14 protein-coding genes are annotated in these 14,181 nt (G+C 74.2%); 4 read left to right on the plus strand and 10 right to left on the minus strand.

Features of this window, described 5'->3' with window-relative positions; genetic code table 11:
- Positions 1–57 precede the first annotated feature (57 nt).
- From OG505_RS10115 to OG505_RS10160, 10 genes are read right to left on the minus strand one after another with little or no spacing between them, the layout of a single operon-like run.
- Entirely contained in the window at positions 58–1,173 is a 1,116-nt protein-coding gene (locus tag OG505_RS10115; protein ID WP_405432761.1) for a beta-ketoacyl synthase N-terminal-like domain-containing protein, read from the minus strand.
- A 3-nt stretch (positions 1,174–1,176) separates the two neighbouring features.
- Positions 1,177–2,211 carry a beta-ketoacyl synthase N-terminal-like domain-containing protein gene (locus OG505_RS10120; protein ID WP_405432762.1) on the minus strand — a complete coding sequence of 345 codons (1,035 nt, stop codon included), beginning with the start codon at positions 2,209–2,211 and terminating at the stop codon, positions 1,177–1,179.
- Positions 2,208–3,413 (minus strand): beta-ketoacyl-[acyl-carrier-protein] synthase family protein, encoded by a 1,206-nt coding sequence (locus tag OG505_RS10125; protein ID WP_405432763.1) that lies wholly within the window; start codon positions 3,411–3,413, stop codon positions 2,208–2,210. Before OG505_RS10125 ends, OG505_RS10120 begins: the two co-directional genes overlap by 4 nt.
- A gap of 2 nt (positions 3,414–3,415) precedes the next feature.
- Complete coding sequence (locus OG505_RS10130) at positions 3,416–3,670, minus strand: acyl carrier protein (protein WP_354855241.1); 255 nt, start codon at positions 3,668–3,670, stop codon at positions 3,416–3,418.
- A gap of 18 nt (positions 3,671–3,688) precedes the next feature.
- The gene (locus tag OG505_RS10135; protein ID WP_405432765.1) at positions 3,689–4,162 is read right to left on the minus strand and encodes a 3-hydroxyacyl-ACP dehydratase FabZ family protein; all 474 of its coding nucleotides are present in this window, start codon (positions 4,160–4,162) and stop codon (positions 3,689–3,691) included.
- On the minus strand, positions 4,162–4,632 hold the full coding sequence (locus OG505_RS10140; protein ID WP_405432766.1) for a hypothetical protein: 471 nt from the start codon (positions 4,630–4,632) through the stop codon (positions 4,162–4,164). The genes OG505_RS10135 and OG505_RS10140 overlap by 1 nt, the downstream gene beginning before the upstream one ends.
- Complete coding sequence (gene fabG, locus OG505_RS10145; protein WP_405432767.1) at positions 4,629–5,381, minus strand: 3-oxoacyl-[acyl-carrier-protein] reductase; 753 nt, start codon at positions 5,379–5,381, stop codon at positions 4,629–4,631. Before fabG ends, OG505_RS10140 begins: the two co-directional genes overlap by 4 nt.
- Before the next feature lie 12 nt (positions 5,382–5,393).
- Positions 5,394–6,647 carry a CaiB/BaiF CoA transferase family protein gene (locus tag OG505_RS10150; protein WP_405432769.1) on the minus strand — a complete coding sequence of 418 codons (1,254 nt, stop codon included), beginning with the start codon at positions 6,645–6,647 and terminating at the stop codon, positions 5,394–5,396.
- 5 nt (positions 6,648–6,652) lie between these two features.
- Positions 6,653–7,792: a steroid 3-ketoacyl-CoA thiolase gene (locus tag OG505_RS10155; protein ID WP_405432771.1), complete on the minus strand. Its 1,140-nt coding sequence runs from the start codon at positions 7,790–7,792 to the stop codon at positions 6,653–6,655.
- Positions 7,793–7,833: 41 nt separating this feature from the next.
- Positions 7,834–9,108 carry a cytochrome P450 gene (locus OG505_RS10160; protein WP_405432772.1) on the minus strand — a complete coding sequence of 425 codons (1,275 nt, stop codon included), beginning with the start codon at positions 9,106–9,108 and terminating at the stop codon, positions 7,834–7,836.
- Between the two features lie 78 nt (positions 9,109–9,186).
- Here OG505_RS10160 and OG505_RS10165 point away from each other — a divergent pair, with 78 nt between their 5' ends.
- The 4 genes from OG505_RS10165 (at position 9,187) to OG505_RS10180 (ending at position 14,116) form a co-directional block, all read left to right on the plus strand.
- Positions 9,187–10,398, plus strand: coding sequence for a cytochrome P450 (locus OG505_RS10165; RefSeq protein ID WP_405432773.1), 1,212 nt, complete (start codon positions 9,187–9,189; stop codon positions 10,396–10,398).
- The gene (locus OG505_RS10170; RefSeq protein WP_405432774.1) at positions 10,395–11,603 is read left to right on the plus strand and encodes a cytochrome P450; all 1,209 of its coding nucleotides are present in this window, start codon (positions 10,395–10,397) and stop codon (positions 11,601–11,603) included. The genes OG505_RS10165 and OG505_RS10170 overlap by 4 nt, the downstream gene beginning before the upstream one ends.
- 34 nt (positions 11,604–11,637) lie before the next feature.
- The gene (locus tag OG505_RS10175; RefSeq protein ID WP_405432776.1) at positions 11,638–13,884 is read left to right on the plus strand and encodes a xanthine dehydrogenase family protein molybdopterin-binding subunit; all 2,247 of its coding nucleotides are present in this window, start codon (positions 11,638–11,640) and stop codon (positions 13,882–13,884) included.
- A gap of 88 nt (positions 13,885–13,972) precedes the next feature.
- Positions 13,973–14,116: a hypothetical protein gene (locus OG505_RS10180; protein ID WP_405432778.1), complete on the plus strand. Its 144-nt coding sequence runs from the start codon at positions 13,973–13,975 to the stop codon at positions 14,114–14,116.
- Positions 14,117–14,181: the final 65 nt, after the last annotated feature.

The following is a 14,181-nucleotide window of genomic DNA, read 5'->3' on the forward strand; positions in this document are numbered from 1 at the left end:
ACGGCGGCACGCTGCGATCCGGTGTCGGCGCGAGGTGCCCGGCGTGGACGCGGTCCGTCATCGCACCGCCTCCAGAAGGGTGACGGCGTTGAGACCGCCGAAGCCGAACGCGTCCACCTGCGCCACGCGCACGTCCGCCCGCACGGCCGCGTCGCGGACCAGCCGCAGCGCGGCCGCCTCGGGCGCCGGCCGGGTCAGCCCGACCACCGGCGGCACCCGGCCGGTGCGCAGGATCTCGACGGCGACAGCGACGCTGAGCAGCGCCGACCCTCCCGACGTGTGGCCGACGGCGCCCTTGAGGGCGGTGACCAGGGGGCCGGGCTGACAACCGGCGAACACCTCGGCGATGACCCGCGCCTCGGTCTCGTCGTTCAGCGTCGTGCCGGTGCCGTGCGCCAGCACCAGGTCGACCTGGTCGGGCCGGCGGTCGGCGCGCTGGTGGGCGTCGTGGACCGCCCGCAGGATGCCCGCCGGGTCGGGGGCCGTCTCGTGCCCGGCGTCGCAGGACAGCCCGGTGGCGAGCAGGCGGGCCAGCCCGCCGCCGGGTCGCTCCGGCTCGACCAACAGCACCGCCGCGCCGTCACCGAGCAGCACACCGGCCCGGTCGGCGTCGAAGGGCCGCACCCGGCTGGTCGGTCGGGCGGCCACCCGGCCGATCATCGCCAGCATGGAGGCGCTGCTGCCGTCGGTGCCGCCGACCAGCACGGCGTCCGCCTCGCCGGTCTCCACCAGGTCCTGCGCCAGGGCGAGGGCGGAACCGCCGGCGCTGCACGCGTTGGCCAGGGTGAGCACCCGCTGCACGCCGGGCGCGGCGCTGGTGACGGCGTCGGCGAAGTGCAGCCGCTCGGCGGGAAAATCGACCGAGCCCGCCAGGGCCGCCCGTTCCACCTCGGCCGACTCGCGCAGCCCGGTGCCGACGAGGCTCACCACCCGCTGTCGACGTGGGTCGAGGCCGGCGGCGGCGAGGGCCTCGGTTACGCACCCGGTCAGCCAGCGGCTCGGGCCGAACGGCCCGTCGTCGTCGATCGGGTAGCCGTGGCCGACCCCCACCCGGGCCGGGTCCGACCGCCGCAGCCCGGCGACGCCGCACGCGCCGCGCAGCAGCGCCGCCACGGTGGCCGGGCCGTCGCCGAAGCAGGTACGGACCGCGGTGGCGGTGATGGTGACAGCCATGTCCTACCCCCGCACCACGGCCGCGGCGACCGCGCCGTCGCGAGACCGCCCGACGATCAGCGCGGGCCGACCGCGTACGGCCGGGTCCTCGGCGTAGCGGCCCAGCAGCACGCCCAGCGCCAGCGCGCCGGTGGCGGACTGACAGTCACCGAGCGCCGGACGTACCGACAACCGCTGCGCCGTCGCCGGCACCACCTCGGACAGGCTGTCGGCGTCGAGATCGCCGCTCGCGATCGCCCACACGTCGGCCGGGCGGACCTTCGCCGTGGCCAGCGCCCGACGTACGCAGCCGGCGAGCCCGTCGACGCTGGTGTCCGGCTGGAAACCGGTGGCCACCGCGAGCACCTGGGCGCGCGGAGCCCCGGTGCGGCCGGGCGTCGGGCGGCGCAGCAGGTAGACCGCCGCTGCCTCACCGGCCGGACCGGCGCCGGTCAGCTGCGCCGCCCACGCCGTGTTCGGCGTGTACTCCTCGACCCCGCCGACCAGCAGGGCGTCGACGTATCCCCGGCGCAGGGCGTTGAGCGCGTAGCGCAGCGCGTACAGGAAGGCGAGCGGGCCGCCGGCCACGGTGGCGTTGACGCCGCGCAGCCCGTAGCGGATCGCGGCCTGGCCGCTGGCGCAGTTCATCACCGTGTTCGGGAACAACACCGGGTTGACCAGGTACGGCTTGTCCTGCACCAGCGTCTCGCGGGAGAAGTCCATCGTCGACTTCAGGCTGCCGGTGGTGGTGCCCAGCACCACGCCGACGCGGTGCCGGTTGTCGTCGTCGGGGGTGAGCCCCCCGTCGGCCAGCGCCCGCCCGCAGGCCACCATGGCCAGCGCGGTCGCCCGGTCCAGGAAGCTGGTGCCCTTGCGGCCCAGCAGCCGGCGTACGTCGAAGTCGGCGATCGCCGGCGCCTGCGCCGTGGGCAGCGGCTCGTCGAAGCGGTCGCGCACGTCGACGCCGACGACCGTGCCGGCGCGGACGGCGGCCAGCAGCTCGGTGACCGAGTCCCCGGCCGCGCTGAGCACTCCCCAACCGGTCACCAGGCCGGTCACCGGATCGCCCCGAAGATCGTGATGGCGTTGTTGCCGCCGAACGCGAAGCCGTTGTTCTGCGCCACCCGCACCGTGGCCGGCCGGGCCGTGTTCGGCACCGGATCGATCCAGGACAGCTCCGGGTCGGGGTTGGCCCAGTTGATGGTCGGGGGCAGGAACCCGTGCCGGATGCCCAGCGTGGTGGCGATCGCGCCGAACCCGCTCGCCGCGCCCATCGTGTGGCCGAGCATCGACTTGATCGAGCTGACCGGCGGCACCTGGTCGCCGAACACCGCCCGGATGGCCCGCGCCTCGCACAGGTCGTTGGCGGGCGTGCCGGTGCCGTGCGTGCTGATGTAGTCGATGTCCTCCGGTTTGACCCCGGCGTTCTCCTGGGCCAGCCGCATGCACGCCGCGACGCTCTCCTCGTTGGGCGCGACCATGTGGTGGGCGTCGCAGTTGACGCCGTACCCGAGCACCTCGGCGTAGATCCGGGCGCCCCGGTCCTGCGCGTGCTCCAGGGTCTCCAGCACCAGGGCCGCGCCGCCCTCACCGGTGAGGATGCCGGAGCGGTCCCGGTCGAACGGCCGGCACGCCCGCTCGGTCAACGCGCCGAGCCGGTAGAAGCCGGCGTGCGCCCACCGGCACACCGAATCGGCGCCGCCGGCCAGCATCACGTCCGCCTCACCCCAGCACAACAGGTCGTACGCGTACCCGATGGCGTAGTTGCTGGCCGAGCAGGCGGTGGTGAGGGTGACCGACTCCCCGGCCAGCCCCAGCTCGGCGCTCACCGCGTAGGACAGCCGCTCGGCCGGCGCCTGCCGCAGCGCCTCGGCGGACATGGCCGGGTAGCCACCGGCCACCAGTTCGGCGGTGAGCTGCTCCACCACCGTGGACTCGCCGCTGGTGGTGCCGATGACCGCGCCGACGCGCGCCGGGTCGGTGGCCGGCAACGACAGACCCGCGTCCAGCGCGGCCAACCGGGCGGCCGCCGCCGCGAACAGCGCCGAGCGGCCCCACTCGGCGACCCGCAGCCGCCGCAGCAACGCCTCCGGCCGGAACGCGGGCACCTCACCGGCGAAGTGGTGCGGAAACCCGCTCGCGTCGAAGCTCGTGATGGGCGCGGCGGCCGACCGGCCGGAGCGCAGCCCGGCGGTGAACTCGTTCACGCCGATGCCGATGCCGGACACCGGCCCGAGCCCGGTGACGACCACGCGGTGCACGGTCAGTCCTGCCAGCCGGCGTGTCGCGCCACCACCTCGTGGACGGCCTTGAGGCTGCGCATCTCGTTCAACTCGGCCTGCGGGATCTCCACCTTGTACTTCTTCTCGATCCGGGCCAGGATCTCGATCGCCCGCAACGAGTCCGCCTCGTACTCCTCGACGAAGTCGGCGGTGTCGGCGACCTCCTCGGGTTCCAACTCGAGCACCTCCGCCACGATCTCCCGCAGCTCCGCCATGTGCTGGTCGCGTTCACTCATCGGGGTTCCCTCTTCCTCTCATCGTTTCCGCTCCGCGATGGCGTCGGCCGGTCGGACGACCGCCATCATCGAGCCGAACTCCGCCACCTGGTCGGTCCCCACCCAGCTGGATCCGGCGGCGAACGCGGCCCCGTGCACGACCTGTTCCAGTCGGACCCGGTGCCGGATCACGTCGCCCGGGTACACCGGGCGCAGCAGCACGCAGTCCCGGGCCGCGGTGAACATCGGCAGCCCGGTCGTGCCCGGCCCGCGCGACAGCAGCCACAGCACCGCCGCGCCCTGACCGAACGACTCGATCAGCAGCGAGGCCGGGTAGGCGTACCGGTCGGGGGCCTGTCCCTCGGCGATCCCGGAGTAGCAGGGCTCGCAGCCGGTGACCGCCTTCACCGCCTGAAGGCTCACTCCCGGCTCGACGCTGTCGACCCGGTCGAGCAGCAGCATCGGGTACCGGTGCGGCAGCAGGGCCCGCAGTTCGCCGTGTTCGAGTCGCATCAGGCGTTCCCGCCGTCCGCGCTCGGCCAGCGGTAGACGGCGCGCACCGTCGCCGCGTGGACCCCGTCGCCGCGTACGCACCGGGCGGCGACGTCGAAGGACTGGTCGTCGCCGACCGGGCCGACCGACGCCTCGACGGTGAGCGTGTCGCCGGCCAGCAGCGGGGCGAGGAACCGGGCGGAGCGCAACCGGTGCAGCTGGGGCAGCCGGCCGGCGCAGTAGCCGACGGCCGACGTCACGGCCTGCCCGATCGTCTCCAGGGTGAACACGCCCGGATAGACGGTCAGCTCGGGGAAGTGCCCGGCCAGGTAGACGTCGGCGTCGTCGACGGTGGTGCCGGCGCGCAGGCTGATCCCGCCGCGCGGGCCGGCGGACACCTCGACCCACTCGATCGCCGGCAGGGGCGCCGCGGCGGCCTCGTACGTGTCGACGGGCCGGGTCGCGGCGGTGAACGCGGGTGCGGCGGTCACAGCACGATCCCCCCGTCCACGCGGATCACCTGGCCGGTGACGTAGCTGGCGCGTTCGGAGAGCAGGAACTCGACCAGGTCGGCGACGTCGGCGGGCGTGCCGAAGCGGCCCAGCGGGATCTGCCCCAGCGCCTGCTCGCGCAGCTTCGCCGGCAGCGCGGCGGTCATGTCGGTCTCGACGAAGCCGGGGGCGACGACGTTGACCCGTACGCCGTACCCGGCGATCTCCTTGGCCAGCGACAGGCTGAGCCCGATGATGCCGGCCTTGCTGGCGGCGTAGTTGGTCTGTCCGGTGTTGCCGGTGACCCCGGCCACCGAGGACAGGTTGACGATGGCGCCGCGGCGTCGCTTGAGGAAGCGGAACGCGACGGTCCGGCAGGTGTTCCAGGTGCCGGTGAGGTTGGTGCCGATCACGTCGTGCCACTCATCCGGTGCCATCAGCACCAGCGGCCGGTCCCGGGTGATGCCGGCGTTGTTGACCAGCGCGGTGAGCGGCCCGAGGTGCCGTTCGGCGGCGGTGACGAACGCGTCGACAGCGTTCGGGTCGGTCACGTCGCACGGCCCGAACCACGACCCGACCCCGTACGCCTCGACCTCCGCCCGGGTCTTGTCCGCGGCCTCACTCGGCGCGCTGTAGCAGCCCGCCACCGCGTACCCCTGCGCCGCGAGCCGCAGCGCGACGGCCCGGCCGATTCCCCGGGACACCCCGGTCACCAGCGCGCAGCGCGGCGCGTCGCCTGCCGTTGTCATGTCATCCCCTGCTCATCCGATGGCCCGTTGCGCGCGCAGCCGGTCCCGCGTGGCCGCGTCGACGCCCACCTCGTCGAGAATCCGGTCGGTGTCCGCGCCGGGCTCGGGGGCGCCGGAGCGGACGGCGGTCGGTGTCCGGGAGAACTTGACCGCCGGCCCGGTCAGCGGCGCGGTGCTGCCGTTGGACAGCACCGTCTCCTGCACCATGGCCCGGGCGTGGACCTGCGGGTCGGTCGCGGCCTCGGCGAAGGTCCGGACCCGCTCGGCGGTGATCCCGTTGGCGTCGAGGGTGTCGACCACCTCGGCGCACCCGCGCCCGGCGCACCAGTCGGCGAGGACCGCGTTGACCGTGGCGCGGTTGTCGCGGCGTTCCTCGTTCGTCGCGTACCCGGGCGCGCGGGCCAGTTCCGGGCGGCCGACGACCTCGGCCAGGCGACGCCAGGAGCGGTCCAGGGCGACCGCCACGTAGACGTGGCCGTCGGCGCACCGGAAGCAGCCGGCGGGCACCACGAAGTCGGCCTGGTCGCCCCAGCGGCGCAGCGGCACCCCGGTCGCGCCCAGGGTGAGGTAGCCGTTGCTGGAGAACAACAGCGAGTCGAGCATGCTCACGTCGACGTGCTGACCCTCGCCGGTGCGGTCGCGGTGGCGCAGCGCGGCGAGCGCGCCGATCACCGCGTGCAGCCCGGCGAGGTCGTCGGCGAGGAAGGTGGGCGCCTTCAGCGGAGCGCCGTCGGGTTCGCCGTTGAGCGCCATCCAGCCGGCGGCGGCCTGGGTGGTCGGGTCGTACCCGGGTCGCTGCGCGTCGGGGCCGTACTGGCCGTAGCCGGAGACGGAGACCAGCACCACGTCCGGCCGGACCGCCCGGCACGCCTGGTAGCCGACGCCCCAGGCGTCCAGCGTGCCGGGCTTGTAGTTCTCCACCACCACGTCGGCGGTGGCGACGAGCCGCAGGAAGACCTCGGCCGCGCCGGGGCGGCGCAGGTCGAGCCCGATGCTGCGCTTGTTGCGGTGCACGCTCTGGCGGAACCAGGACAGGCCGGTGCCGGGAATGTCCGGGGGCATCAACCCCTCCCGGTTGCCGGGCATCTCCACGCGCAGGACGTCCGCGCCGAGGTCGGCCAGGACGCAACTCGCGATCGGGCCGGACCAGACCTTCGTGACGTCCAGGACCCGTACGCCGTGCAACGGCCCGGTCAGGTCGTGGCGGGCGTCGGCGTAGAAGGCCGCGGCGTCGCGGGCGGGCGCGGTGCGCGTCTCGGTGTCCATGGCGCCTACTCCCGCACCAGCAGCGACGCCGTGCCGAGCGAGCCACCGCAGCACATGGTGACGAGCGCGGCCTCGCCGTCGGCGCGTTCCAGCTCGTGCAGGGCGGTCACCAGCAGCCGGGTGCCGCTGCTGCCCAGCGGGTGCCCGAGCGAGATCGCGCCGCCGTTGACGTTGACCCGGTCCAGGTCGGCGTCGTGGTGCGCGGCCCAGGACAGCACGACCGCGGCGAACGCCTCGTTGACCTCCACGACGTCGATGTCGTCGAGGGTCATGCCGGCGCGCTTGAGCAGCTTGCGGGTGGCCACGGTCGGGCCGTCGAGCAGGTAGTAGGGGTCGGCGCCGGTGACGACCTGGTGCGCCAGCCGGGCCCGGGGTCGCAGGCCGTGCGCGTCGGCCCGCTCCCGCGACATCCACAGGATCGCCGCGGCGCCGTCGGAGATCTGCGAGGTGGTGCCGGCGGTGTGGATGCCGTCCGGGAGCACCGGGCGCAGGGCGGCCAGTCCTTCCGCCGTGGTGTCGCGGATGCCCTCGTCGGCGTCGACCGACGTGCCGTCGGGCAGTGGCACGGACGTGATCTCCCGGTCGAAGCGGCCCTCGGCGCGGGCCCGCGCCGCGCGCTGCTGCGAGCGCAGCCCGTAGGCGTCGGCGTCCGCGCGGGTCAGCCCCTGCCGGGCCGCGATCCGCTCGGCGCCGCCGAACTGCGCCTTCGGCGGATCGTCGTACGGGTAGTCGGGTGTCTTGTAGTGGCCGGGCCCCTGGTAGAGGTTGGTGCCGACGGGCACCCGGCTCATCGATTCCACGCCGCAGGCGATGCCCACGTCGACCGCGCCGGCGGTGATGAGTGCCGCGATCAGGTGGTTGGCCTGCTGCGCGGAGCCGCAGGAGGTGTCGACGGTGCTCGCGGCGACCTCGTAGTCGAGTCCACTGTCGAGCCAGGCGTTGCGGGTGACGTTGAGGCTCTGCTCGCCGACCTGTGTGACGCAACCGCCGATGATCTGTTCCACCTCGCCGGGTGCGATGCCGGAGCGGCGCAGCACCTCGACCTGCACGTGTCGCAGCAGCTGCACGGCCTTGAGGCCGGACAGCGCGCCCTCGCGCCGGCCGATCGGCGTCCGCACCGCCTCGACGATCACCGCCTCTGGCATGGACTCCCCCTCCTGGTCGGCGCGTGGTGGTTCGCGGGTGCTCAGGCCGGTACGAGCCGCACGCGCAGCTCCTCCAGGCCCCGGAAGGTGCTGCTGTGCCGCCATTCGAGGTCGATCTCGTCGGCGTCCGGGTCGGCCAGCTCGATGACCGCGAACCGGTCCACCAGGCGGCGGAAGGCGATCTGCCCCTCGGCGCGGGCGAGCTGCGCGCCGAGGCAGTGGTGCGGGCCCCAGGCGAACGACAGCGGCGTCTCCGGCGGTTCGGCGCCGGCGAAACGGGCGATGTCGAGCCGGTCCGGGTCGGCGTAGCGGGCCGGGTCACGGTTGGCCGCGCCGATCAGGGTGATGACGTGTTCGCCGCTTTTGAGCGGGGTGCCGTCGACGAAGGTGGTGTCCTCGAACGCGGCCCGCCCCAGCACGTGCACCGGGGAGTCGAAGCGCAGCAGCTCCTCGACGGCCGAGCGGGTCAGCTCGGGCTCGGCGCGCAGCCGTTGCAGCTGGTCGGGGTTGCGGCACAGCGCGTGTGTGCCGAGGCCGATGAGGTCGGTCATGGTCTGGAAGCCGGCGCCGAAGAGCAGCACGATGACCTGGATCAGCTCGTCGACCGAGAGCCGGTCACCGTCGATCTCGACCTGGCCGAGCGCGGAGGCGAGGTCGTCGAGGGGGTCCTCGCGGCGCTTGCGGACCAGGTCGGCGAAGTACTCCTCCATCTCGCCGAGCGCCTGGTCGGAGGCCTTGAGCACCTCCTCCGGCGCGAAGATCTCCAGCCCGCCGGACGCGGCGCGGGTGAGCCGGCGCAGCAGCGGCCAGTCCTGCGGCGGCACGCCGACCAGCTCACCGATCACCATGACCGGCAGCGGGAAGCCGAACGAGCCGACGATGTCGACCTCGCCGCCGCCGGGGCCGATGCGGGCGGTGATGTCGTCGAGCAGCCCGTCGACGAAGGCGGTCAGTCGGGGGCGCAGGGTCTCGGTGCGCCGCGGGGTGAAGACCCGGCTGACCAGTCCGCGCAGCCGGGTGTGCTCCGGCCCGTCGAGGAACAGCAGGGTGCGGGCGCCCTCGCGGCCCCGGGAGTCGCCCATCCGGGGGCGTTGCGCGGACTTGTCCAGTGACGGGTTGCGCAGCGCGGCCCGGCAGTCGTCGTACGCGGTGAGCACCCAACCCACACCCTGACCGGGTTGTTCCATCCGGTACCTGGGCGCCGCGGTCCGCAGCGCGTGGTAGTGCGGGTACGGGCTGCTGACGGTGGCCGGGGCCTTCATCAGCAACTCCATCGCGATGATCCGGGGGTCAGCGCTCACCACGGTCTCGGTCATGGCTCGGAAGCCTAATAGTGTTTCGCGTATCTCGGAAGTACTTGTTTCTCGTATCTTTGGTTGAGCATACTGGCGGGCATGACCTCGGCCCGTACCGGCATGCCGCCGAGATTCGACGCCCGTGATCCCGCCGTGGTGGCCGACCCCTACCCCACCTACGCGGCGCTGCGGGCGGCCGGCCCGCTGTGCCGGATGGGCCCGGGCAGCTGGGGTGTCACCCGCTACGCCGACGTCGCCCGGCTGGTCCGCGACCCGCGCCTGGGCAGCGAGTTCCCGGCCGCCTACCACCGGATGTCGGCCGGCGACGGCGCGGCCGGCGACTTCTTCGGCAGCATCATCCTCTACCGCGACCCACCCGAGCACGGCCGGCTGCGGCACCTGATGGCCAAGGCGTTCAGCCCCGCCCTGGTCCGCCGGCTGCGCCCCCGCATCGAACAGATGGTCACCGAGCTGCTGACCCCGGCGACCCGCACCGGAGGTTTCGACGCCGTCTCGGATCTCGCTTTTCCCCTGCCAGTGATGGTGGTCTGCGCCCTGATGGGCATCCCGCCGGCCGACCACGAGCGGATCCGCCCGTACGCGCTGGACCTGAGCAAGGCGTTCGCCGCGATCGTGCCCGACGACGACCGCCCGGCCGCCGACCGGGCGGTCGAGTGGCTGCGCGGCTACCTCGGTGAGATCCTCCAGCGGCGTCGCGCCGAACCCGGCGAGGACCTGCTGTCCCGGATGCTGGCCGCGACCGACGACGACGGCGCCGTGCTCGACCACGACGAGATCGTGGACAACGCGGTCTTCGCCTTCTTCGCCGGCTTCGAGACCACCACCAACCTGATCGCCACCGGGGTGGCCGCCCTGCTCGACCACCCCGACCAGCTCGCCCTGCTCCGGTCGGACCCGAGCCTGGCCCCCCGGGCGGTGGAGGAGTTCCTGCGCTACGACGCCCCGATCCAGGGCGTCGCCCGCCTCGCCCGCGAGGATCTGGACGTCGGCGACCGCACCATCCGCGCCGGGCGGGTGCTTATCCTGCTGATCGGCAGCGCCAACCGCGACCCCGACCAGTTCGCCGCGCCGGACCGCCTCGACATCACCCGCGCGGACAACCCGCACCTGTCCTTCGGCGGCGGCATCCACCACTGCCTCGGCGGCTACCTGGCCCGGGTGGAGGCGCAGGTCGCGTTCGAGACCCTGCTGCGCACCTTCGGCACGCTGACCCCGGCCGGCCCGGCCCGCCGGCAGACCGACGGGACGCTGCGCTCGTACGCCAGCGTGCCCGTGGCGGTGCGGCCGTGAGCCCCGCCGGCCGCGTCCTGCCGGCGCGGATGGACCCGCTCGCGCCCGAAGTCGTCGCCGACCCCTACCCGACGTACGCCCGGATGCGCGCGGCCGGCCCGCTGTGCCGCTTCGGGCCGGCGAGCTGGGGTGTGACCCGGCACCGGGACGTGGCCGCGCTGCTGCGCGACCGCCGGCTGAGCAACACCTTCCCGGAGGACGACCCGCAGTTCCGGATGGCACAGGATCTCTCCCGCGAGGTGTTCCGCCGCATCATCCCCACCCGCGACCCGGACGACCACAGCCGGCTGCACCAGCAGATCGTCCGCGCGTTCAGCCCCGGCGTGGCCCGGCGCACCGCGAGCCGCGTCGGCGACCTGGTCGACGAGCTGCTCGCCCCGACGCTGGACGCCGGCCGCCTGGACGCCGTCGCCGACCTGGCGTTTCCGGTCGCCGCGACAGTCGTGTGCGAACTGATCGGCCTGCCGGCGGCGCGGACCCGGGCCGAGGTGTGGCCCCGCTCGGCGGCGCTGGGCCGGGCCTTCACGCCGTTCCTGCCCGAGGCCGACCGCGCGGCGGCCGACGAGGCCCTCGCTTGGCTGCGCGGCTACGTCCGCGATCTGCTCGCCGACCGGCACGCCGATCCGGACGGCGACCTGCTCGACCGGATGCTCGCCGTGGCGGACCCCGCCGAGGGGATCGAGGAGGTCGTCGACAACATCGTCTTCCTCTGCTTCACCGGCTACGAGACGACCATGAACATGGTCTGCACCGGCAGCATCGCCCTGGCCGACCGGCCCGACGAGTGGCGTCGGCTGCGCGCCGACCCGTCGCTGGCGGCCACCGCGGCCGAGGAGTTCGTCCGGTTCGACGCCCCAATCCAGTACACGGCGCGGCTGGCGTTGGCACCGATCCCGGTCGGCGACCGGGTGATCCGACCCGGCCGGTCGGTCTTCCTCCTGCTCGGCTGCGCCAACCACGACGAGGACGTCTTCGCCGACCCCGGTCGCGTCGACATCGGCCGTCACCCCAACCCGCACGTCGGCTTCGGCGGCGGCGTGCGCGGCTGCCTCGGGGCCGCGCTGGCCCGCATCGAGGGAGCAGTCGTCTTCGAGCGGCTCGCGCACCGGCTCACCGACATCGACCTGGCCGCCGAGCCGGTCCGCGAGCCCAGCGCCCTCTTCCGGTCGTACGCGTCGATCCCGCTCGCCGTCACCCCCGCCTGAGCGGGCGCCCGGCCGCAGCAACCAGGAGTCGCAGATGTCACTGATCGGCCGACCGGTCCGGCGAACCGAGGACCGCGCCCTGCTCACCACCGGCGGCACGTACGTCGACGACGTGCGGGCGCCCGACTCGCTGGAGCTGGTCGTCGTCCGCTCGACAGTGGCCCACGGCCGGTTGCGGGGCGTGGACACCGACGCCGCCCGCCGGGCCCCCGGCGTGGTCGCGGTGTTCACGGCGGCGGACGTGGACCTGCCGCCCCTGCCGCCCGAGGCGGGGGTGCTGAACCAGAAGATGACCACACCGGTGCTCGCCGACGACGTGGTGCGCTTCGTCGGCGAACCCGTCGCCGCGGTGCTGGCGACCAGCCGCGCCGAGGCGGTCGACGCCGCCGCCCTCGTCGCGGCCGACATCGCGCCCCTGCCGGTACTCATCGACGCCGAGGAGGCACTCGCCGACGAGCTGGTGCTGCACCCTGACGCCGGCACGAACATGGTGCTCAAACTGGGCTTCCGACGCCCGGCCGGACGCGCCGAACTGCACGAGGGCGCCGAGGTGGTCGTCCGGCAGCGGATGCGCAACCCCCGGGTCGCCCCCTGCCCCCTGGAGGCGCGCGCCGGGCAGGCCGAGTGGGGGCCGGACGGGCTGCGCTACCGCGCCGGCAGCCAGGCCGTGCACCTGTGGCGCGGCCAGCTCGCGGCGGCCCTCGGTGAGCCCCAGGACCGGGTCCAGGTGGTCAACGGCGACGTCGGCGGGGCGTTCGGCTCCAAGGCGTTCGCCAGCCGGGAGGACGTCCTCGTCGCCTGGGCCAGCCGTCGGCTCGGCCGCCCGGTGCGCTGGGCGGAGACCCGCAGCGAGAGCATGACCGCCGCCGGGCACGGCCGGGCCCAGCAGCAGATCGCCGAGCTGGGCGGCACCCGTGACGGGCGGATCGTGTCGTACTCGCTGGAGGTCGTGCAGGACGCCGGGGCGTACCCGCGCATCGGCGCGATCCTGCCGTTCTGGACCCGGACGATGCTCACCGGCCCGTACGCGATCAGCCGGGCGAAGTTCAGCTCGTCCAGCGTCACCACCACGACCACGCCCGTGGTGTCGTACCGGGGCGCCGGGCAGCCGGAGGCCGTCGCCGCGTTGGAGCGGATTGTCGACGTGTACGCGGCGGAGATCGGCCTGGACCCGGCCGAGGTGCGCCGGCGCAACCTGCTGCCGCCGGAGAGCTTTCCGGTCACGACGATCACCCGCGCCCGCTACGACACTGGCGACTACCCGGCGGCGCTGGAGCGGGTGCTCGCCGAGGCCGACTACCCGGCGTTGCGCGCCGAGCAGGCGGCCCGCCGTGAGCGCGGCGACGTCCAGCAGCTCGGCATCGGCCTGTCCACCTTCGTGGAGATCACCGGCGCGGACACCCGCAGCGAGTACGCCTCGATCCGCGTCGACGACACCGGCCGGTTCACCGTCGGATCGGGCACCTGCCCGCACGGGCAGGGCCACGTCACCGCGTGGGCGATGCTCGCCGCCGACGTGCTCGCCGTGGCGCTGGACCGCGTCGACGTACACCACTCCGACACCGCGACGATCCCCGCGGGCGGCGGCACCGGAGGGTCCCGGTCGTTGCAGACCGGCGGCATGGCGGTCCGCGAGGCGGCCCTGGCCCTGGTGGAGCGGGGCCGGGACGCGGCGGCCGGACACCTGGGCGTGGCCCGCGACGAGGTGGAGTACACCGCGGGACGGTTCCGCTCGGCCACCGGGCACATCGTCTACTGGACCGAGCTGGCCGCCGCCAACGACCTGTCCGTGGAGGCGACCTTTCAGCCGTCCGCCGCGACCTGCCCGTTCGGCGCGCACCTGGCGGTGGTGCAGGTCGACACCGAGACCGGTCAGGTGACCCTGCGCCGGGTGGTGGCCGTCGACGACGCGGGCGTGCTGCTCAACCCGCTGCTGGCCGAGGGGCAGGTGCACGGCGGCCTGGCGCAGGGCGCCGGTCAGGCGCTGGTGGAGGAGGTCCGCTTCGCCGCTGACGGCACGCCCCTGCACGGTGACCTGCACCGGTACGCCATGATCGGCGCGGCCGAGCTGCCGTCCTTCGAGACGGTGGCGACGCAGACCCCCACGCCGGTGAACGCGCTGGGCGCCAAGGGCCTGGGCGAGTCGGGGGCGGTCGGGTTCCCGCCGGCGGTGCAGAACGCCGTGGTCGACGCCGTCCGCCACCTGGGCGTGCGGCACATCGACATGCCGGTGACCGCCGAGCGGGTCTGGACGGCCATCCAGGAAGCGATCGAGCGCTGATCGGTCACCGGGTGAGCCCGATGTGGGTGGCCAGGCGGGCCACGTCGGCCGCTGCCGGGCCGTGGTGGGCGATCTCGGTGACGAGGGTATGGGCGCCAGGGCGGTAGCGGACTTCGGCGGGGGCAATGGTGTCGGCGTCGGCCAGCGCGCGCCCGGCAGCGGCGGGGTCGCCGGCGTCGAGGTGGGCGCGGGCGGCGTCGATGAGGTGGGCGGCCCGATGCTCGGCGGGTAGCCGGGCTCCACTAGCTGGGGACTGTTGCGAAAGTGCTGGTCACAGCGTCTCGTTGAGAGCTGTGA

This window comes from Micromonospora sp. NBC_00617, assembly GCF_045161355.1.
Classification (GTDB): Bacteria; Actinomycetota; Actinomycetes; order Mycobacteriales; family Micromonosporaceae; genus Micromonospora.

Bases quoted from the DNA above. Each gene is read 5' to 3' on its own strand.
- OG505_RS10135 (WP_405432765.1), bottom strand. From the start codon at position 4,162: ATGCGACTCGAACACGGCGAACTGCGGGCCCTGCTGCCGCACCGGTAC.
- OG505_RS10130 (WP_354855241.1), bottom strand. From the start codon at position 3,670: ATGAGTGAACGCGACCAGCACATGGCGGAGCTGCGGGAGATCGTGGCG.
- OG505_RS10155 (WP_405432771.1), bottom strand. From the start codon at position 7,792: ATGCCAGAGGCGGTGATCGTCGAGGCGGTGCGGACGCCGATCGGCCGG.
- OG505_RS10150 (WP_405432769.1), bottom strand. From the start codon at position 6,647: ATGGACACCGAGACGCGCACCGCGCCCGCCCGCGACGCCGCGGCCTTC.
- OG505_RS10180 (WP_405432778.1), top strand. From the start codon at position 13,973: ATGGGCGCCAGGGCGGTAGCGGACTTCGGCGGGGGCAATGGTGTCGGC.
- OG505_RS10165 (WP_405432773.1), top strand. From the start codon at position 9,187: ATGACCTCGGCCCGTACCGGCATGCCGCCGAGATTCGACGCCCGTGAT.
- OG505_RS10175 (WP_405432776.1), top strand. From the start codon at position 11,638: ATGTCACTGATCGGCCGACCGGTCCGGCGAACCGAGGACCGCGCCCTG.
- fabG (WP_405432767.1), bottom strand. From the start codon at position 5,381: ATGACAACGGCAGGCGACGCGCCGCGCTGCGCGCTGGTGACCGGGGTG.
- OG505_RS10160 (WP_405432772.1), bottom strand. From the start codon at position 9,108: ATGACCGAGACCGTGGTGAGCGCTGACCCCCGGATCATCGCGATGGAG.
- OG505_RS10115 (WP_405432761.1), bottom strand. From the start codon at position 1,173: ATGGCTGTCACCATCACCGCCACCGCGGTCCGTACCTGCTTCGGCGAC.